Below are 26,460 nucleotides of genomic sequence, written 5' to 3' on the forward strand. Positions count from 1 at the left end.
TGCCGACCTGCGCGCCTTGCGTGCGGTGGCGCGGCGCATCCTGGGCGGCGTGGACCTCGCCTGGTGACGCTTCGGCTGCGACAGCGGCAGGCCTCTCCGCCGGCCACCTGCAAAATGGCCTTTGGGCGCCACCTCGCGGCCGGATACGCTGGTATCGGCGAGAGGTTGAAGGATGGGGCAGGGCGCGAGTGAACAGCCGTCAGATCGAGGTCTTCGCCGCCGTCATGAAAGCCGGGACGGTGTCCCGGGCGGCGGAAATCCTGGGCGTCACCCAGCCCGGCGTCAGCCGCCTCGTCGCGGAGCTCGAGCGATCGCTCGGATTCGCCCTGTTCGATCGGGTGCGCAACCGCATCGTGCCGACACCCGAAGGGCGGACCTTCTTCGCCGAGGTCGAGGCCAATTTCCGGGGCATGGACAGGCTTCGCGCCAGCGCCGCCCGCATCCGCGACTACGGGGCCGGGCAGCTCAGGGTCGCGACCCTTTCGGCTTTGAGCTCGTCGATCGTCCCCAACGCCGTGCTGCGCTTCCGCAATCTGCGGCCGGATGCGACAGTCACCCTTATGGTGCTGCCGTCGCGCGACGTTCGCGACGGTGTCGCGTCCGGCATCTACGACATCGGCCTCGCCGCCGACGAGATCGACGTCACCGGGGTGGTCCACCAGGTCTTCGTCCAGCCGCGCGCGCTCTGCGCGATGCCGCTGGGCCATCCGCTTGCCGAGCGCGAGACCATCGGTCCGCACGACCTCTCCGGCATCGACTTCGTCGCCTATGTTCCGGAGGACCGGGCGCGGCAGCGCTTCGACATGATCCTGTCGGAGGCCGGCGCCGCACCGCCGCGCGTCGTCGTCGAGACGATCTATGCCGCGACGGTCTGCGCGCTCGTGGCCGAGGGGGTCGGCGTCGGCCTGGTCAGCCCCTACGCGATCGCGGGGCATGACCAGAGCCGCCTCGTGCTGCGGCCCTTCGAGCCGGCGGTGCAGAGCCGCAGCTTTCTCATCCTGCCGCCGGACAGGCCGAAATCCCAACTCGTGCGCGACTTCATCGACTGCCTGATGGCGGCGCGCTGAACCATAACGATCCGGCATCGAGCCATGCCGCGGGGATGATTGTCGTTTCGATGTTGGGCGCCCGAGTATCGGCCCGACAAGGGAAATCGACGATGCATGACCTGACACTCTGTGTTCACCACCCGGCCGTCGACGAGGAAGGCTATGCCTCGCTCGCCGTGCCGACGCACCGCGCCTCGACCATCGTCTATCCCGATGGCGCGAGCTTCATGGCGCGCAAATATCGCGGCTTCGACGGCTATACCTACGGGCTGCACGGCACCCCGACGACGCGCACGCTCGAAGCGCAACTGACCCAGTTGCACGATGGCATCCGCACCGTGCTGGTGCCGTCCGGGCAGGCGGCGGTCACCATCGTGATGCTGTCGGTGCTGATGCCCGGCGACAAAGTGCTGATCCCCGATCATGTCTATCCGCCGGTCCGCAGCTTCTGCGCCGATTATCTGGCCCCGCGCGGCATCGCCTATGGCGTCTACGACCCGCTGATCGGGGCCGGCATCGCCGATCTCGTCGACGAGACCGTCAAGCTGGTCTGGGTCGAGTCGCCCGGCTCGAACACGATGGAGGTGCAGGACGTGCCCGCCATCGTCGCGGCGGCGAAGGCGAAAGGCGCGCTCGTCGGCTGCGACAATACCTGGGCGACGCCGCTGATCTTCAAGCCGCTGCAGCACGGCGCTGATTTTGCCTGCGAGGCGCTGACCAAATATGTCGGCGGCCATTCCGATCTGCTGCTCGGCTCGATCACCGTCAGCGACATGGCACTGCGCCAGAAACTGAAGGAAACCTTGCGCGGCTTCGGCGTCGGCGTCTCGCCGGACGAATGCCAGCTCGCCTTGCGCGGCATCGAGACCATGGGCCTGCGTGTCGCCCATATGGGCGGGGTTTCCGAGGATTTCGCCCGCCGGCTCGTCGATCACCCCATGGTCGAGCGCGTCCTGCATCCGGCCCTGCCGTCCTGCCCCGGTCACGCGGTCTGGAAGCGTGACATGGGGCGCTCCTCGGGTCTGTTCAGCCTCGTGCTGCAGCCGGTCGACGACGACGCGATGAGCGCGGCGCTGAGCGCCTTGCGCGTCTTCGCGATCGGCGCCTCCTGGGGCGGTACGCGCAGCCTCGTCGCGCCGCAGGCGATCGCGCAGGACCGCAGTGCGACCGCCTGGACGGCGAAAGGCCCGCTCCTGCGCATCAGCATCGGGCTCGAGGAGCCGGATGAGCTCTGGGCCGATCTGAGCCGCCTGCTGTCGGTGCTTGGACAGGCATCCGCGACCAGAGCCGCCTGACGGCAAGCGGCAAGGAACCGCAGCGGCCAAGGACACGGCGCGGATACCGCGCCGTGCGGGGAGGATTTTGCCCGGAGACGGCAATCCAGACACAACGAGGAAGGGGAAGACATGATGAGATCGTTACGAGCCTTGGCCGCCTTGGCCTTCCTGGCCGCGCTGTGTGCGCCCGCGGCGGCGCAGACCAGCCCCACGCTGGCGAAGATCCGCGAGCGCGGTGAACTGATCTGCGGCAGCAGCCCCGGCGTCGCCGGCTTCTCGATCCAGGATGCGACCGGGCGCTGGAACGGCTTCGATACCGATATCTGCCGGGCGCTGGCAGCCGCGATCTTCGACGATCAGGACAAGATCAAGTTCATTCCGCTGAGCTCCAAGGACCGGCTCATCGCGCTGCAGGCGGGCGAGATCGATGTGCTGCCGCGCACCACGACCTGGACGCTCTCGCGCAACCTCAGCCAGGGCGTCACCTTCACGACCGTCAACTACTACGACGGCCAGGGCTTCATGGTGCCGAAGAAGCTCGGCGTGACCAGTGCGAGCAAGCTCGACGGCGCCTCGATCTGCGTGGCCCAGGGCACGACCAGCGAGCTCAACCTCGCCGACTATTTCCGGCGCAACCGGATGAAATACGAGGTCGCGGCGTTCGGCACGGCCGAGGAAGCGCTGAAGGCCTATGAATCCGGCCGCTGCGACGCCTACACGACGGACATCTCCTCGCTCTCCGCCGTTCGTCTCAAGCTTCAGGACATCGACAACCACGTCATCCTGCCCGACGTGATCTCGAAGGAGCCGCTCGGCCCCTGGGTGCGCACCGGCGACGAAGGCTGGTTCAACCTCGTGCGCTTCACCGTGCTCGCCCTCGTCAACGCCGAGGAGCTGGGCGTGACCAAGGCCAATGTCCGGGAGATGCTCAAATCCGACAATCCCGAGATCAAGCGCTTCCTCGGGCTGGAGGGAAAGTTCGGCGAGGCGCTCGGGCTGACGAATGACTGGACGGTGCGCATGATAGCCGCCGTCGGCAATTACGGCGAGAGCTTCGACCGGTATCTTGGCAAGGGCTCGCGCCTCGGCCTCGAGCGAGGTCCCAACGCGCTCTGGACGAATGGCGGCCTGCAATACGCGCCGCCTTTCCGCTGAAGCACCGCGCCGCACCGCCCGCCGGCATGAGCCGGCGGGCGACTTTCAGTCGATGCCGGCGCCGCCGCTCCCGGGCTCCGTCTCGACGAGATATTCGATGTGCCGGCGTCCGGACGCGCCGCTCCCGATCGCGACCGAGACGCCGAAGATGCGCTGGATCGCGTTCGGCGTCAGCACGGTGTCGGGCGGTCCCGCCGCCTGCAGCCGGCCCTCGTGCAGCAGCGCGATCTCGTCGCAGAACATCGCTGCGAGATTGAGGTCGTGCAGCGCCATGATGCAGGTGATGCCGAGCCGGCGTACCAGGCCGAGGATCGCGAGTTGGTGGCGGATGTCGAGGTGGTTGGTCGGCTCGTCGAGGATCAGCTCGCTCGGCTCCTGGGCGAGCGCGCGCGCGATATGGACCCGCTGGCGCTCGCCGCCGGACAGCGTGTGCCAGGGCTGGTCGTGGCGGTCCGCCAGGCCGACGCGCTCCAGCGCCTGGTTCACGGCCGCCTCGTCCTGGCCGTTCCAGGAGGCGAGCGCGGTCCGGTGCGGCGTGCGGCCGAGGCGGACCACGTCGCAGACGCAGAGCTGGATGTCGGTCGTCGCCTGTTGCTCGACGAAGGCGAGGCGCCGCGCCAGCCTGCGCCGGGGCACGCCGGCGATGTCCTGCCCGTCGAGCGTGACGACGCCGCTCGCGACGTTGCGCAGCCGGCAGAGCAGCCGCAGCAGGCTGGATTTGCCGGAGCCGTTCGGGCCGATCAGCCCGAGCACCCGCCCGGGGGCGGCCTGCAGCGTCACCCCGTCGACGATCATCCGGCCGGCGGCGCCCCAGCGCGCCTCTCGTGTGGCGAGCGTCATGCCGGCAGCCGTGCGCGATGGAGGATGATCGCGAAGACCGGCGCGCCGAACAGCGCGGTGACGACGCCGATCGGCAGGATCTGCTGCGGGATCAGCACGCGGGACAGGATGTCGGCGAGGATCATGAAGATCGCGCCGACGACGAGGCAGGCTGGCAGCAAGCGAGCATGGCCGGAGCCTACGAGGAAGCGCGCGGCATGGGGAATGATCAGCCCGACGAAGCCGACGGTGCCGACGATAGAGACCATGACCGCGGTCATCACCGCCGTCGTCGCGAAGAGCACGACCTTGACCCGCGTCACCGCGACGCCGAGGGAGGCGGCGGCATCGACGCCGAAGGCGAAGGCGTCCAGCACCTTGGCGTGCAGCATGCAGATGGCGAAGCCGAGGACGGCGACCGGCGCCGCGATCCACAGATCCGGCCAGCGCACGCCGCCAAAATTGCCGAGAAGCCAGAACATCACGCCCCTGGCCTGCTCGGCGCTGGCAAGCGTCGTCACGATCGTGGCGGTCGCCGCGTTGAAGATCTGAGAGGTGGCGACCCCGGCGAGGATGACGCGGTCGCTCGCTCCACCGGCCCCGGCCGCCAGCATTGCGACCACCGCCAGCGCTGCGCAGGAGCCGATGAAGGCGCCGGCCGAGACCGTCAGCGTCGTTCCGCCGATCCCGACGCCGAGGATCAGCACCGCGACGGCGCCCGTCGAGGCGCCGGCGGAGATGCCGAGGACGTATGGCTCCGCCAGCGGGTTGCGCAGCAACGCTTGCAGGATGGCGCCCGAAAGTGCCAGCGCCCCGCCGCACAGCCCGGCCATCAGCGCCCGGCTGAGCCGATAGTCGAAAATGACGCCCTGCTCGATCGCGCCGACCGGGAAGTCGAGCGCGAAGAGTCCGTTCGCCAGCGCTTCCAGCGCGGTGCGGAGCGGAATCCGCATCTCGCCGATCGTGACCGCCAGCGCCACCGCGAGGATCAGCGCGATCAGCGCCGCCAGCGCGATGACGATGCGTGCCGGCCAGTTCGGCTCGTGGACGGCGTGGCTCACGGTGCGAGGCCGAAGCCGGCGATCGCCCGGGCGAGCGTCTCGATCCCGTCCACCGTGTCGAGGCCGGCGCGGGTCGCGCCGACATCCAGCACCACGATGCGGTTCTTCTTGACCGCGTCGAGCTTGCTCGCGACGGGGTCGGTCCGCAGGAACGCCAGCTTCTTCTCAATGTCGTCGGCCGGAAAGCGCCGGCGGTCCATCCGGACGGCGACGATCACCGCCGGGTTGGCGGCGGCGATGCTCTCCCAGCCGACGAGTGGCCATTCCTCATTGGTGGTGATGACGTTGCGCGCGCCGAGCTTCGACAGGATGTAGGCGGGCACGCCGTTGCGGCCAGCCATGAAGGCGTCGCCCTTGATGTCCTTGCTCGAGAACCAGACGACGACCGGCGCGTCTTTGGCCTTGAGATCGGCCACGGCCCGGACGGCCCTGGCCTCGCGCGCCTGGAGTTCGGCGATCAGGGCTTCCGCTCTGTCCGACACGTCGAAGATCTGGCCGAACTCGCGAATGTTGCGATAGACGAGCTCCATCGTGAACATCCGGGTGCGCACGCCGTCGCCGCCGCCGGAGTTGTCCTTGCCGACGCAGTCCGTCGGAGACACGTAGGTCGGCACCTTCACCTGCGCGAACTGGTCGCGCTTGCCGACGATGCCGTTGGGCCCGACATGCCATTCGAACATCGCGGTGACGAGGTCGGGCTGCCGGGCCAACACCGCCTCGAAGCTCGGGTCGTTGTCGGCCAGGCGCTTCACCTTGGCGTCGATCGCCTGATAGGGCTTGGCGACGGGCGAGAACCAGACCGCGGTACCGACGACCCGGTCGCCGAGGCCGAGCGCGTAGAGGATTTCCGTCTGCGTCTGGCCGATCGCGACGACGCGCTGCGGCGCGACATTGAAGGTGATGGTCTCGCGGCAGTTTTCCAGCGTCAGAGGGTATTTCGTCGGCGCCGCGGCGGCCGTGCCCGCGGCCAGCGCGCCGAGCAGCGCGGCGGCCGGGAGGCGAAGCAGGTGATGGAACGGGCGCGCAGCCGACATCGGCGTCATCCAAAATGTTACAATGTTGCATTTCCGATAGAATGCGCGGCGGGCAGCCGTCAAGCCGCGCCGAGCGGCCTGGGTTGTGGTCTTCGTGAACATGGATTTCATCGCTCCCCGAGATGACGGCCGGGGTCGCGCTGGGCATGTGGGGCGGAGTGCCGGCCACAAGGACCGCCATCGACTCACAGGCTCCGGAACACCCCGTCCGAAAGACGTCTTCGACGACCGGGGCAGGTCTCCTGGCTCGCGGGTCGGTGCCGGTTCCGCCCGGCCTTCCCGGCGCAGAGCGCCAGTGGACGATGGACGGAGAGCTCGCCGCTTACAGTTGCGGGGGCAGCTTCGGCTTCGGCGCATGGCGCCTCACCGAATTCCCTCTTAGCTCCGGGAGCAACCCGGAGAACCTCGATCGCGGCCAGCCTATCCAGCCGGGCCGCGCCGTCAAGGGCTGTGAGCCTCAGCCGGCCCGCAGCAGGAAGAGGCCGACATCGATGCTCCTGGCGCGGAAGCCGGCCTCGCAATAGCAGAGGTAGAATTCCCACAGCCGGCGAAACCCGTCGTCGAAGCCGAGCGGGGCGATCTCATTCCAGCGCTCGAGAAACCGGCGGCGCCATTCGCGCAGCGTCAGAGCATAGCTGTCGCCGAAGCGGAACGGCGCGTCCATGCGCAGCCCGGCCGCTTGAGCCTGCGCGTCGAGGGCCGCGACGGAGGGCAGGCAGCCCCCCGGAAAGATATAGCGCTGGATGAAGTCCGTCCCCGACTGGTAGCTCTCGAACAGGGCTTCGTCGATGGTGATCGCCTGCAGCACGATTCGGCCTCCGGGGCGTAGCGTGCTGTTCAGTCTGGCGAAGTAGCCCGGCCAGTAGGCGCGGCCGACCGCCTCGATCATCTCGATGGAAACGATGCGGTCGAACTGACCGGTGATGTCGCGGTAATCCTGCAGGCGCAGCTCCACCCGTTCGGCAAGGCCCGCCTCGGCGATCCGGCGCTGCGCGAAGGCGAGCTGGGCCGGCGAGAGCGTCACCGCCGTGACGCGGCAGCCTCGCTGCGCCAGCCGCTCGGCGAGGGCGCCCCAGCCGCAGCCGATCTCGAGCACGTGCTCGCCCCCCTTGAGGGCGAGCATCTCGATGATCCGGTCGAGCTTGTCCTGCTGGGCCGCCTCGAGGCTTTGCGTCGGCGCGGTGTAGAGCGCGGAGGAATAGGTCATGCTGGCGTCGAGCCAGTGGCCGTAGAACGCATTGCCGAGGTCGTAATGGGCCGGGATGTTGCGGCGGCTGCCGGCGCGGCTGTTGGCGTTGCGCCAGTGCCGCAGCCGGTTGAGGAGCCGCGCCGGCCAGGTTCCGGAGACGAGCGCGCGCAGCGTCGCATCGTTGCGGGCCCCCAGCTCGATCAGCGCGGTCAGGTCCGGGGTAGTGAAATCGCCGTCGCGATAGGCATGGGCCAGGCCGACATCGCCATCGAGCAGCAGGCGGCGCATGGCGCGCCAGCGCCGCAGCACCATCATGGCCTGCGGACCCGGCAGCGAGCCGCCGCTCGACAGCCGCTCGCCCTCCGGCGTGACGACATGCAGCCGGCCGATCGCGATGCGCGCCAGCAGCTGCCGCAGGAACCAGCGCGAGAGCCCGAGGCCGCTTGGCAGCGCAAGGGCGGCATCCTTTGCCGGCGCATGATCGGTTTCGGGTAATGTCATCGCTGCATCGATCCTTTCGGATGAGGTGCCGAGATCTGTGCCGGGCTAAACGGCTGCGCCGGCGGCGCGGGGTGCGGCCACCACGGAATCCGCTTCGCCAGGAGCCTTAGCGCATGCCAGTGGATGGCGGCCGTGACCTTCAGGGTCAGAAGCGGATGGGTCGCGAGCAGGCGCAGCAGCGTCGCATCGTCGAGCCTGCGGCGCGTGCCGCTCAGCACCGCCGCGATCAGGCGCCCACCGGCGTCGTGGCCGTCGATGGCGACGCAGACCTGCTCTCCGGGAGGCTCGACCCGGAAGGCGTAGCGCATCGAAAGTCCCATGAACGGCGAGACGTGAAAACGCTTCTGCGCCTCCTGCCGCAGCGGCCGCGCGCCGGACCCGGCCGGCGCGACATAGCTGTGCGTCTCGCCGAAGGTGTTGTGCACCTCGTAGACGGTCGCGCGCAGCTCCCCGTCGCTGGCGTAGCAGAAATAGGTGCTCAGCGGGTTGAAGGCATAGCCGAGGATGCGCGGCATGGTCAGCAGCCTGGCCGTGGCGCCGTCCCAGTCGATGCCGGCGGCCGCCAGGACTTCGGCGAGCTGCGCCTTCAGCGGCCGTCCGCTGCCGTCGCCGTAATCGGCGTCGCGGAAGGCGTAGAGATTGAAACGATTGCGCGAGAACAGGCGCGAGCCCCCGGCGATGGCGTCGATCTCGTCGAGATCGAGCAGCATCCAGAAGACGCGATAGGCCAGGGCGTGCGGCTTCGGACGGAAGCGATGATGCCGGACCCTGCCGACATAGAGGGCGGAGGCGATGCTCATGCCGCGAGCTCGCGCGGGGCGGACGCGGGGATGCGGCCCGATTCGTCCTGGACCCGCCAGGGCCGGCGGGGCGCGCCCAGCGCCTCGGCGACGGCGAGCCCGGACTGCAGGCCGTCCTCGTGGAAGCCCGAGCCGAAATAGGCGCCGCAGAACCAGATCCGGCGCCGTCCCTGCAGGCCCCAGAGCCGGTCCTGGGCGGCCAGCGCGGCCCGGTCGAAGATCGGGTGCTCGTAGATCTCCTCGTGCAGCACGCTTTCGTCGCGCAATGTCGGGGGCGGGTTGAGGGTGACGAACAGGGCTCGCTCGCACGACAGGCCCTGCAGCCGGTTCATCCAGTAGGTCACGGCGCAGGCAGCGTCCGGCCGGCTGCGGTCGCCAAGGTGGTTCCAGCTCGCCCAGGCGCGGCGTCGCTTCGGCATCAGGGCAGCATCGCCGTGCAGGACGGCGCGATTGCGGCTGTACCGGAAGGCGCCTAGCGCCTGGCTTTCCTGCGCGTCTGGGTCGGCCAGAATCGCCAGGGTGCGGTCGGCATGCGTGGCGAAGACGACCTGGTCGAAGCGCTCGCTCCAGCCTTTGCCGGCGACCACGACGCCATCGGCAGCACGGCGGACCTCGCGCGCGGCCGAGCCGAGCCGGATCTCGCCCGTGAACGCCTGCCGCAGCTTTTCGACATAGCGCGCGCTGCCGCCGGCGACGGTGCGCCAGACCGGCCGGTCCGTGAGCTGCAGCAGCCCGTGATTGTGGTGGAAGCGCAGAAAGGCTTCGGCCGGGTAGGACAGGATTTCGGAGCAGGGGGCGGACCAGATCGCCGCGGCCATCGGCAGCAGATGATCGTCGATGAAGGCGCGGCCGTAACCGCCGGCAGCGAGGTAGTCGCCGAGCGTCGCAGCCGTGGCGGCGCCGCCGAGCGCGTCGCGGGTGGCGCCGCGATAGAAGCGCGCGATGTCCTGCAGCATCGCCCAGAAGCGCGGTTTGGCGAGGTTGCGCGGTTGGGCGAACAATCCGCCGAGGCTTGTTCCGCTATATTCGAGCCGTCCTGCGTCGAGCGAGACGGCGAACGACATTTCGGTCGGCTGCGTCTCGACCGCGAGATGGTCGAGCAGGGCGACGAAGTTGGGATAGGTCCTCTCGTTGTAGACGATGAAGCCGGTATCGACCGCGATCTCTCCGCCGGCCTCGTCCGGAACGCGCACCGTGTTCGCATGGCCACCGAGCCGGTCATCGGCCTCGATCAGCACGACCTCGTGCGCTTGGCCGAGAAGCCAGGCCGCGGAGAGGCCGGCGATGCCCGCCCCGATCACCGCGATCTTCTGCCCTTGTCCGATCATCCGTCGCATGGCCGCTCCCGGCGCTTGTTGCGCCATTGGGGTCTATACGGCGCCCGCCGTGCCCTGGATCTGCCGGGGTGGGCCGGAAATTTCGAGGTCGCGGTGAGCCGCCGGCGCTCCTGGTTCGTAAGCGGCAGGATGGAGACAGGAGGTCCTGGTCATGCTCGTCGAGGCTTGGAGGCGGCCGTTTGCCGCAGTCGGCAGATATGCGGCCCATCGCGAGCCGCGTGCGGCGATCGCCAATACCGTGGCGCTGGTGGTCGCATCGAACCAGCCATTCTATCCGCTCTATGTCGGCTGGCTCGTCTCCCCCGTCATCTGGCCGTCTTTCCTCACCTTTCTGTCGACGCCGCTTTTCGTGGCGGTTCCGCTCGCGATGCGTCGCGATTCCCGGCTCGGCCGATCGCTGCTGCTGTTCGCCGGAATCGGCAACACGCTGCTCTGCCGCCTGGCTTTCGGAGCCGGGTCCGGCGTCGAGGTCTTCCTGCTCCCCTGCCTGATGCTGGCGATGCTGCTGTTCGCGGGCCGCGAGCGCGTGCTTGCTCTCGGTTTCGGGGCGCTCTGCTTCGCGGCCTATGCCGTGCCGGTCGCGGCGGTGATGGCACCGCTCCACTCCTACCGGATCGAGGACTACGCGGCGCTGGAGCGCCTCAACTTTCTGAGCGCGGCGTCGCTGACCGCTCTGATCGGCTGGCTTTTTGCCAGGACATCGCCGGATCTGCCGCCCCAGGAGGAAACCGAAACCGGGCGGCGAGCGTAGAAGGGGAAAGGATCCGCAGAGAGGACACCCGCATGAGACGCCTTCTGCTCGCTTCGGCGCTGTTGCTCGCACCGCCGGCCGCGGCCGGCGCCGCCTCCACCGCACTGGACGGCGTCTGGCTGCGCGATGACGGCAACGCCCGCGTCCGGATTGCGCCCTGTGGAGACAAGATCTGCGCCACGAATCTCTGGATCGGCGATACGAGCAAGGGCGAGGAGCCCGGAGACAAGCTGATCATGAGCCTGTCGCGCCAGCCCGACGGCAGCTTCTCCGGCACGGCCTACGATCCCAAGCGGGACTGGACCTATGCGATGACGGTGAAGACCGGTCCGGGCGAGCTCAGCACGCGCGGCTGCGTGCTGGGCCGCCTGCTCTGCCGCGATGTCGGTTGGAAGGCCGCCGAATGATCGGTCTGGCCGCGGCAGGCGAGATCGCAGCCGGATTGATCCACTGGAACGCCGCGGCCGTATCTTGCCTATGGCTGTCGCATTCGCCTTCACTGTCGAACAGATGCGCGAGGCGCCGGCCGTCGCGCGGGGAGATCGGTTCGTCGCTTTGTTCGATCCCAATGCCTTGATCGCCGCGATCGCGCGCTCGGGTGACCGGGCCGCTTTCGCCGAGCTGTTCGATCATTTCGCGCCGCGCGTGAAAGGGTTGCTGATGCGCGGCGGAGCCTCGGCCGAACTGGCCGAGGAGATCGCCCAGGAGACGCTGCTGTCGGTCTGGCGCAAGGCGGCCCTGTTCGATCCCGCCAAGGCCAGCGCCTCGACCTGGATCGCGACCATCGCGCGCAACCAGCGTATCGACATCGCCCGGCGGGAGACCCGCTCGCGGCTTTCGCAGGTTTACGAGATTCTCGATGAAGAAGCGCCCGAACGCCCTGACGAGATGGTCGCCGGAGCCCAGCGCGAAGCGCGGGTCAAGGCGGCCATGACGGAGCTGTCCGCCGATCAGTACCGGGTCGTGGAGCTCGCCTTTATCGAGGGCTTCAGCCATCAGGACGTGGCGAAGCGCCTCGCCATTCCGCTCGGTACCGTGAAATCGCGGTTGCGGCTTGCCCTGTCGCATCTGCGCGGCAAGCTGGAGGACCTGCGATGAGCGCCGCCCATCGCCCGTCGGACGAGACGCTGGCCGCCTTCGCCGCCGGCAGCCTCGATGAGGGGCTCGCCCTCGTGGTGGCCGCCCATGTCGAGCTCGACCCCGAGAGCCGCCGCCGCGTGCGCGAATTCCAGGCCGTGCAAGGCCTGCTGCTCGATGCCGCGGAGCCGGTCGCGATGGCGGGCCGCCCATCGGTCGGCGGCGGCCGAGCCGTCCCCGTGGCGTTCGGGGCCGGCGCCCCGCCGGTCGAGGCTGGAATGCCCCGCGTCCTGAGCCCCTACGCCCTCGGCGCCTGGCGGCCGATCGGCATCCGCATCGCGATGCGGCGGCTGTCGGTGCCGGGCGCGCAATCGCGCGTCTTCATGCTGCGGGCCGGACCCGGTATCGCCCTTCCGCATCACCGCCATACGGGCTTCGAATGGACGACGATCCTCTCGGGAGCTTATGAGCATGAATATGGCCGCTATGCCGCCGGCGATTTCGACGAGGCCGATGCGGAGCACGATCACACGCCGCGGGTGGATCCGGTCGAGGGCTGCACCTGCATCGTCGCCATGACCGGCAATGTGCTGTTCCAGGGGTGGCTCGGGCGGTTGCTGCAGCCGCTGGTGCGGCTGTGACCGCGCTCTCGCTCGGCGCGGCGCTGCTGCTGGCCGCGGCGGCCATGTCGGCGGTAATGGCACTTGCCGCGGCGATCGAGCGCCGATCGGGGAATTCCGGCTGGATCGACGTGGTCTGGACCTTCGGTCTTGGGGCCGTCGCCGCGCTGGGCGCGCTGCTGCCCTTCGGCTCCGGGCCGCACGACCGTCGCCTCTTCGTCGCCCTGCTGGCGATCGCATGGGCCTTGCGGCTCGGGCTGCATATCGTCCGTCGCACCCGCGGCATCGGCGACGACCCGCGCTATGCGAAGATGAAGCGCGACTGGGGGGCGAACGCCGCTGCGAGGCTCGCCTGGTTGCTGCAGCTTCAGGCTCTGGCGAGCGTCCCGCTCGCGCTCGGCGTCGTCCTCGCGGCGCATCGACCTGCGTCGCTCTGGCAGCCGCAGGACCTGATCGGGCTCGCCGTCTTCGTCACGGGTATCGTCGGAGGCGGCATCGCCGATGCGCAGTTGCGCGCCTTCGCGCGCTCGGGAGGGAAGGGCGTCTGCACGCGCGGTCTTTGGGGCTTCTCGCGGCATCCCAACTACTTCTTCGAATGCGTGCTCTGGTGCGCCTACCCTCTGATCGCTTTCGGCTTCGCCTATCCGTGGGGCTGGCTCGCCTGGCTCGCGCCGGCCTGCATCACGCTGCTGCTCGTGCGCGTTTCCGGCATTCCCCCGCTGGAGGAGCACATGCTGGCCAAGCACGGCAGCGCCTATCGCGACTATCAGCGCCGGACCAGCGCCCTGATTCCGCTGCCACCAAAAGGAGCGATGCGATGACGATGATGCAGAGGCTCTCCAATTGGGGCGAGGCGCTGCCCCTGCCGGATGCGATCAGTCGCCTGGTGATCGGCTCGCTCGTCGGACGCACGCAGCGCAGGCTCGCCGGCGAGCCGTCGAACGCGGCCGGCTTCGCCAGGGGCATGGCCGATTTCCCGATCGCGCTTCACACCGACACGGCCAATGCCCAGCACTACGAGGTGCCGGCATCCTTCTTCGACCAGGTGCTCGGGCCGCGCCGGAAATATTCCTGCTGCTTCTATGCCGATGCCGGCGACAGCCTCGCGCAGGCCGAGGAAACCGCCCTGGCGCTGACGGCCGAGCATGCCGATCTCGCCGACGGCCAGGCCATCCTGGAGCTCGGCTGCGGCTGGGGTTCGCTCTCGCTCTGGATGGCCGAGCGCTACCCGCGCTCGCGGATCGTGTCCGTCTCGAACTCCGCTTCGCAGCGCGCCTTCATCGAGCGGCGCGCCCGGGAGAGCGGCTTCGACAACCTGCGGGTCGTCACCGCCGACATGAACGATTTCGCCACGGAAGAGCGTTTCGACCGCGTCGTCTCGGTCGAGATGTTCGAGCACATGGCGAACTGGCGCGCGCTCCTCGGGCGGGTGCGCGGCTGGCTGAAGCCGGACGGGCGCCTCTTCATCCATGTCTTCGTGCACGAGAACGGTTGCTACCGGTTCGATATCGCGGATCGCGGGGACTGGGTCGCCCAGCACTTCTTCACCGGCGGCATCATGCCCAGCGTCGCGCTGGCTCATCAGTTTCCGGAGCTGTTCGAGGTCGAAGCCGAGTGGCGCTGGAGCGGCGAGCATTATCGCCGCACCGCGGAGGACTGGCTGGCGAACTTCGACCGCAATATCGCCGGCATCGAGCCGGTGCTGCGCGAGACATATGGCGCGGAGGCGGGGCTCTGGCGGCGGCGCTGGCGGCTGTTCTTCCTGGCGACCAGCGGCCTGTTCGGCCATGCGGGAGGAACGCCCTGGGGCGTCGGTCACTATCGGCTGCGCCCGACCCCTGCCGATTGAGGGCGAAGCCGAGGCGTCCTAGCCGACCAGGCGCCGCACGGCCTGGTAGGCGATCCAGCTGCACCCGCCCACGACGACCGTGCCGTAGATCACGTCGGCCACGGTGATCGCCAGCGTCCAGGGCCGCAGCGTAGCGTAGTTCGTCAGGTCATAGGTCGCATAGGCGAGAAGCCCGATCAGCGCGCCGTTGATCAGGGCCTCGCTTGCCTGGCCGCTGCGAAGAGCCGGCATCACCGCGAAATGCAGCACACCGAGCGGAAAGCCGAAATAGAACAGGGCCGCGGGCACATAGCGCACCGGCTCGGCGATGAGATCGCCGAGCGCCGGGCGATAAAGCCTCGCCGTCATGGTGCCGAGCCAGGCGGCATCGCAGAGCCCGAAGGCGACGAGGAAGGCGATGTAGCCGGCAACGAAGCGCATGAGGACCTCCAGGCTGTTCTCCAAGATACGCCGGCCGCGCCCGGTCGGTTCAGTCGGAGGCGGCCGTCGCCGGCGATCCGGAACGCCTGCCGGCGCGTATAGCTGGCCATGCAGACCGGATGGCGGCGCCGATCATGATCGCGAATTCACGACGAGCCTTCGTGGCGGCCGTGGCGGCGGGGCTGTCCTCGGGTTGCGCGGTCCTGCGGCCGGGACTCTTCGCAGCAGGCGCCCGCGACGTCGCCTACGGCCCCCATCCGCGCCAGACCATGGACATCTATGTTCCGCGCAGCGGCGGGGCGGATCGCCCGGTCGTGTTCTTCATCTATGGCGGCTCCTGGGCCAATGGCGACAAGGAAAGCTATGCCTTCGTCGGCGATGCCCTCGCGGCGCGCGGCTTCGTCGCCGTGATCGCCGACTACAGGCTGGTCCCCGACGTCCGCTTCCCGGTCTTCGTCGAGGACGGGGCTTCGGCGCTTCGCTTCGTTTATGACAACGTCGTGCGCTTCGGCGGCAATCCGCGCCGCATCCACCTGATGGGCCATTCCGCCGGCGCCTACAACGCGATGATGTTGACGCTCGACGAACGCTACCTCGCTCGTGCCGGCCTGCCCGCCGATCTCGTCCGGTCGACGGTGGGCCTGTCGGGGCCGTATGATTTCCTGCCGCTCGATATCCCGGTGACGAAGGCCGCCTTCGGCAATGCGCCCGACCCGCGGCAGACCCAGCCGATCCGGTTCGTCCGCGAGGACGCTCCGCCGATCTTCCTCGGCACGGGGGGCGACGATCGCACCGTCTTGCCGCGCAACAGCGAGCGCCTCGCGGCGGCGCTGCGGCGCGCCGGCGCGCATTCCGTCGAGCTCAGGATCTATCCGGGGCTGGGCCATGCGGGAACGGCCGCCTCCCTGGCGCGGATCATGAGCTGGCGTGCGAGCGTGCTCGACGACGTGGTCGCTTTTCTCGGCGCTCCGGCCTGACGACCGGACGCATCGCCCTCTCCGGTCAGATCGGCGCCCGCGCCGTTTCCGCCGGCTTATGCGCCGCGCAGTTGACCATGCAGCTCGCTTGCCGTCAGGCGTTCGAGCCCGAGGGCTGGGAGCAGGTCGTTCCCTGCGCGGAAGTCCTGCGCGCAGATCGCGTCGAACAGGGCGATGCCGGCCTGGTGCAGCGGCAGCGGCACGCCGGCCACCCGGCCGAGCGCTTCGAGCGGCACCAGCCCGAAGGGCACGTCCTCGGTGATGAAACGCGTGTCGAGCGTCTTCGGGCCCATCAGTTCCGGACGGTTCCTGTAGACCGCCGCGGCCATTTCGCCGACCGGCCCCGGCGACACGCCGAAGGAATGCACATAATGATCCTGCACGCTTCGGACCGAAAGTCCGAAGGCCCGGGCCAGCGCCAGTCGCTCGACATCCATGGCGTCTACGATGCGGCCGACGCCCTGGGTGATCGAGCCGTAGTTCGGCCAGTCCTCGCCGCGTTCCGCCCGGGTCAGGTTGCCCAGCATGTTGGCGACATGGGCCGGGGGGTTGAGGTTGCTGAGCATGATCGCCAGCACGTCCTCGCTCGCTTTGAAGCGATCGCCGAACAGCGTCTGGCAGACGGCGAGGCCCGCCTGCGCATGGCGGACCGGCAAGGTGGCGACATCGAGTTGTCCCCGGATGCCCGAGATGTGAACGCTGCGCGGCCCGCTCTTGCGCGCGGTGAGTGCCGTCGTCGCCCAGCTTGCGATGGGAATGTCGAGCCCGCGCTCCTTCAGCAGGCGATGGAGGTAGAGCGCCGCAAAGGAGCAATGGGCACTGATGATGACCAGCTGCCCGGCGGCAAGATGGGGCGCGAGAGCATCCAGCACCGCCTTGAAGCCATTGGCCTGCACCGCGACGATGACCGCCTCGGCTCCTGCGACGGCCTCGGCGCAATCGCGGGCGATGCGCAACGGCACGGCGGCTTCGAGCTTGCCAGTGGTGGTGAGCGTCGCATCACCCTCGAAATCGGCAAGTGCGGCACCGCTCGGCGACCAGATGACCGGTTCATGCCCATGAGCGGTCAGGTAGCCGGCATAGCCGCGCCCGATCCCGCCGAAGCCGATGATGGCGACGCGCATGGGGTGGATCCTCTTCACAGTGTCAAACGACTTCGAGGCCGCCGAGGACGTGCTTGTGGACGACGGCTTCAAGGGCCGCCTTGTCGCGTTCGCGCAGGCGCTCGACGATCTCGTAGTGCTCGCGCACGGTGTTCGCGAGGATGGCGGCGGTGTTCTTCTCGCGCGTCAGCGTGACGGGCACGCGGCTGCGCAGATCGAAGATCATCGAGACGAGATCGGCGTTCGGGCAAAATTCGAGCATCGCGGCGTGGAAGGCGTAGTTCGCCTCCTCCTGTGCGATGACGGTTCCGGCATTGACGGCCTCGGCGAAGGCGTCGGCGCGCCGGTGCAGACGCTCCAGCCCCGCCTCGTCGATGTGCTTCAGCACCTCGGCGGCGGCTGCGACCTCCAGAATCGCGCGGATCGTCACGACATTGCGGAAGCGTTCCTTGTCGAAGGTCTCGACGCGGTAGCCGCGATTGGCTTCCAGCTTGACGAAGCCCTTCTCCTCGAGTCGGTCCAGAGCCTGGCGGATGTCGAGGCGGGAGGCGCCGTACTGGGCCTCGAGGTCGACCTGCTTCAGCCATGAACCTGCGCTCAGGCGGCCGGTGCTGATGTCCTTCTCGATCAGTTTCGCGAGCTCGCGCGCCCGGGATGCGCTGCCGCCTGCGGCGCGCCCGCCGCGCGTCGCCCCTTCGGCTGCGCCTTCTTGTCCTGTCTCAAACGTCATCGACGCCGCTTTCCGCAGACGAATCTCACCATGTTCGCGCCCATATTCGCCCGCTTTGCCACCGATCCGCAACGAACGGGCAGGGCGTCCCGGCAGGCTCTCCGGAGATGAGATCTCCTGGCTGTGCACCTTCATTGAGCAAAACGTTCCGCGACGGGCGATTGACAGATGCCAATCATGAACGCAGGATTGGCGCCAAAGTCAATAACAGGGGATTGTCATGCACAACCAGGCCTCAGCCCGTCGTCTCGCCGTCGCCCTTGCCTGCGGGATCGCTTCGATCGCCCTGGTCGCTCCCGCCGCGGCGCGCGATCTGACGATCGCTCTGTCGAGCAACGTCAATACGCTGGATCCGGACAAGTCGACGACGGTCGGCACGGATCTCAGCGTCGCCGCGCATATCTACACCCCGCTGGTCGATCGCGGCCCCGATCTCAAGCTGAGACCCGGTCTCGCGACCAAGTGGCAGGCGATCGGCGACACGGCCTGGCAGTTCACCCTGCGCGGGGGGGTGACCTTCTCCAACGGCGAGAAGCTCGACGCCGAAGCGGTGAAATGGAATGTCGAGCGCGTGCTCGATCCCAAGACCGGCGCGCGCAACAAGCCCTGGTTCGCCGCGATCAGCGAGGTCAAGGTGATCTCCCCGACCACGGTCGAGTTCGTCACCAAGGGGGCCTATCCCGACCTGCCCGACCAGATGTCGATGTTCCTGCTGATGCCGCCGAAATGGACGGCGCAGAACAATCCGTCGGTGGCGGCGCTCGGCAGCGGTCCCTATGAGCTGGTCAATTTCTCCAGCGGCGACCGCATCGTGCTGAAGGCGCGCAAGGACTACTGGGGCGAGAAGCCGGCTTTCGACAACGTCACCTTCCGCATCATTCCCGAGGACGCCTCGCGGATCGCGGCGCTCCAGGCCGGCGACGTCGACCTGATCACGCAGTTCCCCACTTCCGAGATTGCTCGCATCAAGGCCGGCGGCAAGGCCGATGCCGGCTCGGTCCCCGGCACGCGCGGCATGTTCATCAAGCTCAACGCGATGAAGCCGCCGTTCAAGGACAATCCCAAGCTCTGGCATGCCCTCAACCTCGGCATCGACCGCAAGGCGATCAATGACGGGCTGCTCGACGGCCTGGCCCAGATCAGCGCCTGCCAGCCGCTCTCGCCGGTCTATTTCGGTTACAATCCCGATCTCAAGCCGATGCCCTATGATCCGGCACAGGCCAAGAAGCTCCTGGCCGAGGCCGGCTTCCCCAATGGCCTGACGATGGATCTCGAGGTTCCGACGGGCCGTTACATCCAGGCTTCCGACATCACCCAGGTGGTGGCGTCCCAGCTCGCCGATATCGGCGTCACGGTGAAGCTGCGCGAGATGGAGTTCGGCGCCTTCATGAACAAGTATCTCGTGGCCAAGAACCTCGGCGACTCCGCCTATTTCGGCTTGGGCTGGCCGACGCTCGACGCGGGCGGGCTCCTGAATTTCTGGGAGAAGCAGAACCCGCAATCCTACTGGGACAGCCCGAGCTTCAATGAGGATGCGAAGGCGGCGCGATCGACCAACAATCCGATCAGGCGCCTGTCGCTCTACCGCAAGCTGACCAAGCAGCTCTGCGAGGATTCGCCGTCGATCTTCATGTTCTTCACGCCGATCACCTACGCGCAGTCCAAGAGCATCGAATGGCAGGCGCGCGGCGACGACTGGGTCCGCGCGATCGACATCAAGACCCGCTGACAGCGCCCGAGAACACCACCCGGCGGGCCCGACGGGCTCGCCGGCGGCGAAGCCTTGCCCGAATTTCCGATCAACCGGATCGCGACATAGTCATGACCGCTCAAGACGAAACCACCCTGAAGCTGCGCGTCGGCGTCGATTCCGGCGGCACCTTCACCGATGTCTGCATGTTCGACGAGACCCATGGCGAGATCCATGTCTGGAAGGTGTCGAGCACGCCGCAGGACCCCTCGCTCGGCATTGCCGGGGGGATCGAGCAGGGGGTTTCCGAGGTCGCCAGGGCGACCGGGCAGAAGGTCGATGTCGTCTATTTCGGCCATGGCACCACGGTCGCGACCAACGCGCTGATCGTCGGGCGCGGCGCCGAGACGGGGCTGATCACCACCAGGGGCTTTCGCGACGTGCTGGAACTGCGCCGGCAGAAGCGCGATTCCCTCTACGACATCCAGACGCAGAAGCCGCGCATCCTGGTGACCCGCGACAAGCGCCTCGAGGTCAGTGAGCGCGTCCGCTTCGACGGCAGCATCCATACGCCTCTCGACGAGGAAGAGGTGCGGGCGGCCGCCCGCAAGCTCAAGGCGCAGGGCATCACTACCGTCGCGGTCTGCTTCCTGTTCTCCTTCATCGAGCCGGCGCATGAGAAGCGGGTCAAGGAGATCCTGGCTGAGGAGATGCCGGGCGCCTTCGTCTCGATCTCGCACGAGGTCGCGCCCGAATTCCGCGAATATGAGCGGCTCTCGACGACGGTCGTGAACGCCTATCTCGGCCCGATCATGAAGTCCTATCTCTCGAAGCTGCAGCCGCGACTGGCCGAGATCGGCATCGAGGCCCACCCGCATCTCACTCAGTCGAATGGCGGCGTGATCTCCTCGGAGGTGGCGCAGAACTTCCCGGCGCGCACGGTGCTTTCGGGGCCGGCGGCCGGCGTCATCGGCGCGCTCTCGGTCGGCGGGCTCGCCGGCTTCGACAACGTCATCACCTTCGACATGGGCGGCACCTCGACCGACGTCTCGCTGATCGACCGCGGCCGGCCGCAGATGTCGAACGACGCCGTCGTCCACGGCTATCCGCTGAAACTGCCGATGCTCGACATCCATACGGTCGGCGCCGGCGGCGGCTCGATCGCCCATATCGATGCCGGCGGACTGCTCAAGGTCGGCCCGCGCTCGGCCGCCGCCGATCCCGGCCCGGTCTGCTACGGGCGCGGCAACGAGGAACCGACGGTCACCGACGCCAATGTCGTGCTGCAGGTGCTGAACCCGACGCATCTCCTCAACGGCCGCATGAAGATCGACCAGGCCCGCGCCAAGGCGGCGATCGGGCGGCTTGCCGACCAGCTCGGCCTCGGCGTCATGGAGACGGCGCAAGGCATCATCAGCGTGGTCATCGCCAATATGGCGAAGGCGATCCGCGTGATCTCGGTCGAGCGCGGCTACGATCCGCGCGACTATGTCATGCTCGGCTTCGGCGGCGCCGGCCCGATCCACGCCGCGCGGCTCGCACGCGAACTGGAGATCCCGCGCCTCGTCATCCCGAAATATCCGGGCATCATGTGCGCGCTCGGCTTGCTGCTGACCGACCTGCGCACCAACCTGTCCCTCACCCGGCTCCTGCCGCTCAGCGCCGAGGGCGCGCCGGGCATGGAGAGCGGCTTCGCCGGCCTCGAGGAGCGCGCGCAGGATTGGTTCGCCCAGGAGGCGATTCCCGAAGCGCGCCGCTCGCTGATCCGCTCGGTCGACATGCGCTATGGCGGCCAGGGCTACGAGCTCACCGTGCCCTGTCCCGCCGGCCCGATCGACGCGGCTGCGCTCGTCAAGCTGCGCGCGGAGTTCGAGCGCATCCACAAGCAGGTCTATGGGTATATCGCCGCCGAGGAGCCGGTGCAGGTCACGACCCTGCGTATCGAGGCGGTCGGCCTCGTGCCGAAGGCCGATCTCAAGGCCTATCCGTCTGCGACGGAGCCGGTCGAGAAGGCGATCACCGGCCATCGCGAGGTCTGGCTGCCGGAGACCGGCGGCTTCACCCACTGCCCGATCTACGACCGCGAACGGCTGGGCCCCGGCCATAAGGTCACCGGCCCTGCCATCATCGACCAGATGGATTCGACCACGCTCGTCCTGCCGCAACAGGTCGCGACCGTCGACGCCCATCTCAACCTCATCATCGAGGGCTGACCATGCTGGACAAGGCCAAGACGCAGCTCGATCCGATCACCGTCGAGGTCATCGGCAGCGCGCTCACCACCATCGTCGAAGAGATGGGCAAGGCGATCATCCGCGCCGCCTACTCGACCAACATCAAGGAGCGGCAGGACTGCTCGACGGCCCTGTTCGATGCTGAAGGACGCACCATCGCCCAGGCCGAGCACATCCCGGTCCATCTCGGCTCGCTGCTCGGCATCGCCGATCACGTCTTCAAGAACCACGATCTTTCGACGGTCCGGCCCGGCGACGTCTTCGTCGGCAACGACGCCTATACGGGCGGCGGCACGCATCTCAACGACATCGTCTTCCTCGAGCCGATCTTCCACGACGACAGGCTGGTCGCCTGGGTGACGAACCTCGCGCATCACTCCGATTTCGTCGATCGCGGCCACGCCCACATCTTCCAGGAAGGCCTGCGCATCCCGCCGGTCCGCCTCTATCGCGAGGGCGTGCTGCAGGAGGACCTGATGCAGCTCATCCTGCTGAACTGCCAGGTGCCGCGCGAGCGCATCAACGATTTCCGCGCCCAGATGGCGGCCAACCGCCTCGGCGTGCAGCGCTATCAGGCGCTCTGCGACAAATACGGCGCCGAGACGGTGCGCGAAGCCGGCGCGCAGGTACTCGACTATACCGAGCGGCGCACGCGCGCCGGCATCGCGCAGATCCCCGACGGCACCTACAGCTTCCGCCACGACTTCGACAGCAACCTGGTCGACGGCGTGATGGACCTGCAGGTGGTGATCGAGGTCAAGGGCGACGAGATCTTCGTCGATTTCCCCGATGCGCCGCCGCAGGTCCGTGCGCCGATCAACATGGTCTACACGGCGCTGCTCGCGACCGTGTATTTCGCGGTGAAGGCGATCGTCGATCCCGACCTGCCGGCCAATGCCGGTTTCCACCGGCCGATCCATGTCTCGGCGCCGCTGGGCTCGGTGCTGAATTCGACGCCGCCGGCCGCCGTCTACAGCCGCACCGATATCGGCCAGCGCCTCGTCGACATGATCTTCGCCGCGCTCGCCGATGTCGTGCCCGAGCGCATCGCCGCCGCCTCGACCGGTGGCACGCTGCTGACGACCAGCGGAATCCACCCGCGCACCGGCCGCTTCTACGTCTATAACGAGATGCATGGCGGCGGCATGGGCGCGCGCTCCGACAAGGATGGGCTCGACGGCGTGCAGGTGAACACGACCAACACGGCGAACCTGCCGATCGAGGCGCTCGAGATCGAGCACCCCGTCATGGTGAAGTGCTACGAGCTGGTGCAGGATTCAGGCGGCGCCGGCGAATATCGCGGCGGCATGACGCTCAGGCGGCGCGTCGAGATGCTCGACCATACCGCCCGCATCTCGGCCGGCGGCACCAACAGCATCGTGCCGCCCTTCGGCCTCAGGGGCGGCCGGGACGGCCTGACCGCCCGCGTCGAGCTCTCGCCCGGCGCAAAGCCGCTCGACCGCCGCGCCGGCATCCTGCAGCCGGGCGAGTGGGTCGGCATGGTGGCGGCCGGCGGCGGTGGCTTCGGCGATCCGAAGAAGCGTGATCGGGCACTCGTCGAGCGCGACCTGCGCGAGGAGCGGATCTCGCGCCAGGCGGCCGTCGAGATCTACGGGCTGAAGCCGTAGGGGCCGGGCCGGCGAGACGGCAGACGAGGGAGCCAGCGCGATGCCACGCCATCTGACCACCCGCCTCGGCGAGGGCCTGATCGCGATCTGGGGCGTGGTCACGATCGTCTTCATCGTCTCGCGGCTGCTGGGCGACCCCGCCGTGCTGCTGTTGCCGATCGGCGCGACGGAAGCTCAGCTGCACGAGCTGCGCGTGCAGCTCGGCCTCGACCAACCGCTGCTACAGCAATACCTCACCTTCCTGCTCCACGCGTTGAAGGGCGATTTCGGCCAGTCCTTCCAGTTCGCGCGCCCGGCGCTCGACGTCGTGCTGGAGCGCCTGCCGGCGACGGCGATGCTCGCCGGCACCGCGCTCGCGATCGGGGTGCTGATCGGCGGACTGGCCGGCGCGCTCGCGGCGATCTACCGCGGCTCGGCGATCGAGGGGCTCGTGCTGCTGGTGGCGCTGCTCGGCCAGGCGACGCCCTCCTTCTGGCTCGGCATCATGCTGATCCTGTTCTTCGCCGTGCAGCTCGGCTGGTTTCCCACGGGCGGGTACGGCGAACGGCAGAATCTGGTCCTGCCCTCCGTGACGCTGGCCTGCTTCACGACGGCCAGCATCGCGCGCCTGCTGCGCTCCTCGATGCTCGACGTGATGCGGGACGATTATGTCCGCACCGCCTATGCGAAAGGCCTCGCGCCGCGCCGCATCTATCTCTGGCATGTCGGGCGCAACTCGCTGATCCCCGTCGTCACGATGACCGGCATTCTGGCGGGCGAACTGCTGGGCGGGGCCGCCGTCACGGAGACGGTCTTCGCCTGGCCGGGCGTCGGCCGGCTGATCGTCCAGGCGATCGAAACCAAGGACTTTCCCGTGGTCCAGGCCGGCGTCGCCGTGGTCGCGGCGATCTTCGTCCTCGTCAATCTCCTGGTCGACCTGCTCTACGGCCTGATCGATCCGCGCATCCGGCAGGCCTCATGAAGCTCTTCTCGTTCCTGCGCCGGCAGCAAGCCAACTGGCTCGGCCTCGCCGGAGCGGCATTGCTCGTGCTCCTGCTGGCGCTGGCGCTGGCCGAGCCCTGGCTCGGTCTGCCCGACCCGACGCGCGGCGATCTGCGGGCGCGCATGCTGGCGCCGACGATCTCCTGGGCAGGCTTGGGCGCCCATCCCTTCGGCACCGACCAGCTCGGCCGCGACATCCTCAGCCGCATCATCGCCGGCAGCCGGGTGACGCTGACCATCGCCGGTTCCGCCGTGATCCTCGGCGGCATCGTCGGCGTGCTGCTTGGCCTCGTCGCCGGCTATTTCGGCGGCTGGTCCGATCGGGTGCTGATGCGGCTGGTCGACATCCAGCTCGCCTTTCCGCTGATGCTGCTGGCGCTTCTGGTCGTGGCCGCGCTCGGTCCCAGCCTGCACAACCTGGTTGCCGTTCTCGCGCTGACGAGCTGGGTCCGCTATGCCCGCATCATCCGGGCGCAGGTGCTGAGCGTGCGCGAGCGGGAATTCGTGCAGGCTGCGCTGGCGATGGGCGCCGGGCACGGCCGAATCTTGCTGCGCCACATCCTGCCGAACGTGCTGACTCCGGCGCTGGTCGTCGCGACTCTCGAGCTCGCGCGCACCATCGTGCTCGAGGCCGGGCTGAGCTTCCTCGGGCTCGGTATCCAGCCGCCCTCTCCAAGCTGGGGCCGGATGCTGGCCGACGGACGCACCTACATCGCCAGCGCCTGGTGGATCATCACCCTCCCGGGTCTCGCCCTGATGCTGACCGTGCTGAGCGTCAACCTGCTGGGCGACTGGCTGCGCGACTGGCTCGATCCGCGCGCCGAGCGCCGCTGACGAGGAAGGGGACGGCGTCGCCCGGGCCTTGCTTCAGTCCGCGGTCAACTCACGGAGATGGCGCACGAGCCGCGCGGAAGGGGCTGCGAGCGTCCGGCCGCTCTTCTTGACGAGGCCGATCCGCCGATCGTCTCGCCTGTCCCGTCCGCCTTGCCACACGCCGTTCAGCGACGGCAGTTGAGCGGGATCGCGCCCCTGCGTCCAGCGCTTCGGAGCGAGGCGACCATCGGGCTCAGGGAAGAACCCGGTTCGGACCCTCGGGACCGGCGGCCTCGCCCGAGCGTCGGCCGTGCGGGCCTGCCAGGCCCACCGAATCCCGCAGGATGAGCTCGAACGGCAGGATCTTGCGGACGGGCTGGGTGGCGCGGCCTTCGATCATCTCGATCAGGATCAGCGCGAGCGCCTCGCCGGCGCCGCGGATCGAGGTCGCCGTCGCCGTCAACGGCGGCGTGAGGTCGGCCGCTCCGCATCCGCGGACGCCGTCGTCATGACAGACCACCGAGACATCGCCGCCGACGCTGAGGCCGTTCTCCGCGATGGCGCGATAGACCCCGCGCGCCTGGAAGACCGAGCCGCAGAGGAAGGCCGTCGGCCGCTCGGCGTCCTTCAGCCGGCGCATCGCGGTCTCGTAGCCCGTGGCCTCGGTCATCGAGACGAATTCGATCGCGTCCGGCGGCGGTGTCAGCCCGCGAGCGGCGAAGGCGCGGCGAAAGCTGGCGGCACGGGCTGCGACGTAGCGGAACTGCGCAAGCCCGTTGATGACGACGATGCGTCGATGGCCATAGTCGAGGAGAAGGTTGGTCAGGCGCTCGAAGGCGTTGTCGTTGTCGGTGTCGACGAACGAGTACGGCAGCTCGATCTCGCTGCGCCCATGCAGGACGAAGGGCAGGCGCAGCTCGTTCAGCAGGGCGATCCTCGGATCGGCGACCAGCGGGCGCGTGATTATCACGCCATCGATCGCCTTCGACGAGGCGAGCTTGCGCAGCACCGCTGCCTCGTCGCCCTGGAAGGGCGACAGCAGCAGATTGTAGTTGCGGCTGGTGACGGCGGTCGAGATGCCGGCCAGGACATCGACGAAATTGGTTTCGGGCAATTGCAGCCGCTCGAGCGGAAAGGAAAGCCCGATCGTTTCGGTGCGGCCGGTCGCAAGGCTGCGGGCGCGTGCATTCGGCCGGTAGCCCGCCGCCTCGGCCGCTGCGACGACGCGGCGACGCGTGCTTTCCGGGATGCCAGGATGCGCGCGCAGGGCGCGGCTCACTGTCGACTGCGACAGCCCGAGCTCCAGGGCCAGGGTCTTCAGATCTGCCGCATGATCGTGCAAGCGCTTGTTCATTTCAGTGCGTC

The 26,460-nt window shown here is 68.4% G+C and carries 25 protein-coding genes and 1 riboswitch; of the genes, 15 read left to right on the forward strand and 10 right to left on the reverse strand.

Annotated elements, in window-relative coordinates; genetic code table 11:
- The first annotated feature begins 188 nt into the window (after positions 1–188).
- The 3 genes from BGO20_RS03005 (at position 189) to BGO20_RS03015 (ending at position 3,481) form a co-directional block, all read left to right on the forward strand.
- Entirely contained in the window at positions 189–1,067 is an 879-nt protein-coding gene (locus BGO20_RS03005; protein WP_291663297.1) for a LysR substrate-binding domain-containing protein, read from the forward strand.
- A gap of 92 nt (positions 1,068–1,159) precedes the next feature.
- Entirely contained in the window at positions 1,160–2,344 is a 1,185-nt protein-coding gene (locus tag BGO20_RS03010; protein ID WP_291663298.1) for a trans-sulfuration enzyme family protein, read from the forward strand.
- Between the two features lie 114 nt (positions 2,345–2,458).
- A complete protein-coding gene (locus BGO20_RS03015; RefSeq protein WP_291663513.1) occupies positions 2,459–3,481 on the forward strand; it encodes an amino acid ABC transporter substrate-binding protein in 1,023 nt (340 codons plus the stop codon).
- Positions 3,482–3,526: 45 nt separating this feature from the next.
- On the opposite strand, the gene BGO20_RS03020 is transcribed toward BGO20_RS03015, so the two are convergent.
- From BGO20_RS03020 to BGO20_RS03045, 6 genes are all read right to left on the reverse strand, one after another.
- A complete protein-coding gene (locus tag BGO20_RS03020) occupies positions 3,527–4,321 on the reverse strand; it encodes an ABC transporter ATP-binding protein (protein WP_291663299.1) in 795 nt (264 codons plus the stop codon).
- The gene (locus tag BGO20_RS03025; RefSeq protein WP_291663300.1) at positions 4,318–5,361 is read right to left on the reverse strand and encodes a FecCD family ABC transporter permease; all 1,044 of its coding nucleotides are present in this window, start codon (positions 5,359–5,361) and stop codon (positions 4,318–4,320) included. Before BGO20_RS03025 ends, BGO20_RS03020 begins: the two co-directional genes overlap by 4 nt.
- Positions 5,358–6,395: an ABC transporter substrate-binding protein gene (locus BGO20_RS03030; protein WP_291663302.1), complete on the reverse strand. Its 1,038-nt coding sequence runs from the start codon at positions 6,393–6,395 to the stop codon at positions 5,358–5,360. Before BGO20_RS03030 ends, BGO20_RS03025 begins: the two co-directional genes overlap by 4 nt.
- 215 nt (positions 6,396–6,610) lie before the next feature.
- A riboswitch (cobalamin riboswitch) is annotated at positions 6,611–6,818 on the reverse strand.
- A 34-nt stretch (positions 6,819–6,852) separates the two neighbouring features.
- Complete coding sequence (locus BGO20_RS03035) at positions 6,853–8,085, reverse strand: SAM-dependent methyltransferase (protein ID WP_291663304.1); 1,233 nt, start codon at positions 8,083–8,085, stop codon at positions 6,853–6,855.
- A complete protein-coding gene (locus BGO20_RS03040; protein WP_291663305.1) occupies positions 8,082–8,885 on the reverse strand; it encodes a DUF1365 domain-containing protein in 804 nt (267 codons plus the stop codon). The genes BGO20_RS03035 and BGO20_RS03040 overlap by 4 nt, the downstream gene beginning before the upstream one ends.
- The gene (locus BGO20_RS03045; protein WP_291663307.1) at positions 8,882–10,222 is read right to left on the reverse strand and encodes an NAD(P)/FAD-dependent oxidoreductase; all 1,341 of its coding nucleotides are present in this window, start codon (positions 10,220–10,222) and stop codon (positions 8,882–8,884) included. Before BGO20_RS03045 ends, BGO20_RS03040 begins: the two co-directional genes overlap by 4 nt.
- 151 nt (positions 10,223–10,373) lie before the next feature.
- Between BGO20_RS03045 and BGO20_RS03050 the strand changes: the two genes are divergently transcribed.
- The 6 genes from BGO20_RS03050 to BGO20_RS03075 all read left to right on the forward strand — a co-directional run bounded on the left by BGO20_RS03050 (position 10,374) and on the right by BGO20_RS03075 (position 14,519).
- On the forward strand, positions 10,374–10,973 hold the full coding sequence (locus BGO20_RS03050) for a hypothetical protein (protein WP_291663308.1): 600 nt from the start codon (positions 10,374–10,376) through the stop codon (positions 10,971–10,973).
- A gap of 32 nt (positions 10,974–11,005) precedes the next feature.
- Entirely contained in the window at positions 11,006–11,380 is a 375-nt protein-coding gene (locus BGO20_RS03055; protein WP_291663309.1) for a DUF2147 domain-containing protein, read from the forward strand.
- A 70-nt stretch (positions 11,381–11,450) separates the two neighbouring features.
- Positions 11,451–12,071, forward strand: a complete 621-nt coding sequence (locus tag BGO20_RS03060; protein ID WP_291663310.1) for a sigma-70 family RNA polymerase sigma factor — start codon at positions 11,451–11,453, stop codon at positions 12,069–12,071.
- Positions 12,068–12,691 carry a cupin domain-containing protein gene (locus tag BGO20_RS03065; protein WP_291663312.1) on the forward strand — a complete coding sequence of 208 codons (624 nt, stop codon included), beginning with the start codon at positions 12,068–12,070 and terminating at the stop codon, positions 12,689–12,691. Before BGO20_RS03060 ends, BGO20_RS03065 begins: the two co-directional genes overlap by 4 nt.
- Positions 12,688–13,491 (forward strand): DUF1295 domain-containing protein, encoded by an 804-nt coding sequence (locus tag BGO20_RS03070; RefSeq protein WP_291663314.1) that lies wholly within the window; start codon positions 12,688–12,690, stop codon positions 13,489–13,491. The genes BGO20_RS03065 and BGO20_RS03070 overlap by 4 nt, the downstream gene beginning before the upstream one ends.
- Positions 13,488–14,519 carry an SAM-dependent methyltransferase gene (locus tag BGO20_RS03075; RefSeq protein ID WP_291663315.1) on the forward strand — a complete coding sequence of 344 codons (1,032 nt, stop codon included), beginning with the start codon at positions 13,488–13,490 and terminating at the stop codon, positions 14,517–14,519. Before BGO20_RS03070 ends, BGO20_RS03075 begins: the two co-directional genes overlap by 4 nt.
- Positions 14,520–14,537: 18 nt before the next feature.
- On the opposite strand, the gene BGO20_RS03080 is transcribed toward BGO20_RS03075, so the two are convergent.
- A complete protein-coding gene (locus BGO20_RS03080; protein WP_291663317.1) occupies positions 14,538–14,939 on the reverse strand; it encodes a DUF2177 family protein in 402 nt (133 codons plus the stop codon).
- A gap of 134 nt (positions 14,940–15,073) precedes the next feature.
- Here BGO20_RS03080 and BGO20_RS03085 point away from each other — a divergent pair, with 134 nt between their 5' ends.
- Positions 15,074–15,916: an alpha/beta hydrolase gene (locus tag BGO20_RS03085; RefSeq protein ID WP_291663319.1), complete on the forward strand. Its 843-nt coding sequence runs from the start codon at positions 15,074–15,076 to the stop codon at positions 15,914–15,916.
- A gap of 56 nt (positions 15,917–15,972) precedes the next feature.
- Here the strand turns inward: BGO20_RS03085 and BGO20_RS03090 are convergent, their stop codons facing one another.
- Positions 15,973–17,040, reverse strand: coding sequence for an NAD/NADP octopine/nopaline dehydrogenase family protein (locus BGO20_RS03090; protein ID WP_291663320.1), 1,068 nt, complete (start codon positions 17,038–17,040; stop codon positions 15,973–15,975).
- A 22-nt stretch (positions 17,041–17,062) separates the two neighbouring features.
- Complete coding sequence (locus BGO20_RS03095) at positions 17,063–17,749, reverse strand: GntR family transcriptional regulator (protein WP_291663322.1); 687 nt, start codon at positions 17,747–17,749, stop codon at positions 17,063–17,065.
- Positions 17,750–17,969: 220 nt separating this feature from the next.
- Here BGO20_RS03095 and BGO20_RS03100 point away from each other — a divergent pair, with 220 nt between their 5' ends.
- From BGO20_RS03100 to BGO20_RS03120, 5 genes are all read left to right on the forward strand, one after another.
- Positions 17,970–19,478, forward strand: coding sequence for an ABC transporter substrate-binding protein (locus tag BGO20_RS03100; protein WP_291663323.1), 1,509 nt, complete (start codon positions 17,970–17,972; stop codon positions 19,476–19,478).
- A 92-nt stretch (positions 19,479–19,570) separates the two neighbouring features.
- Entirely contained in the window at positions 19,571–21,652 is a 2,082-nt protein-coding gene (locus BGO20_RS03105) for a hydantoinase/oxoprolinase family protein (protein ID WP_291663324.1), read from the forward strand.
- A gap of 2 nt (positions 21,653–21,654) precedes the next feature.
- Positions 21,655–23,301 carry a hydantoinase B/oxoprolinase family protein gene (locus tag BGO20_RS03110; RefSeq protein ID WP_291663326.1) on the forward strand — a complete coding sequence of 549 codons (1,647 nt, stop codon included), beginning with the start codon at positions 21,655–21,657 and terminating at the stop codon, positions 23,299–23,301.
- Positions 23,302–23,341: 40 nt separating this feature from the next.
- Positions 23,342–24,262, forward strand: coding sequence for an ABC transporter permease (locus BGO20_RS03115; protein ID WP_291663327.1), 921 nt, complete (start codon positions 23,342–23,344; stop codon positions 24,260–24,262).
- A complete protein-coding gene (locus BGO20_RS03120; protein WP_291663328.1) occupies positions 24,259–25,116 on the forward strand; it encodes an ABC transporter permease in 858 nt (285 codons plus the stop codon). Before BGO20_RS03115 ends, BGO20_RS03120 begins: the two co-directional genes overlap by 4 nt.
- Positions 25,117–25,348: 232 nt before the next feature.
- Here BGO20_RS03120 and BGO20_RS03125 read toward each other — a convergent pair whose 3' ends face one another.
- A complete protein-coding gene (locus tag BGO20_RS03125; RefSeq protein WP_291663329.1) occupies positions 25,349–26,449 on the reverse strand; it encodes a substrate-binding domain-containing protein in 1,101 nt (366 codons plus the stop codon).
- Positions 26,450–26,460: the final 11 nt, after the last annotated feature.

Origin of the sequence: Allobosea sp. 67-29 (assembly GCF_001898115.1) — a bacterium.
In the GTDB taxonomy this organism is placed as follows: domain Bacteria; phylum Pseudomonadota; class Alphaproteobacteria; order Rhizobiales; family Beijerinckiaceae; genus Allobosea.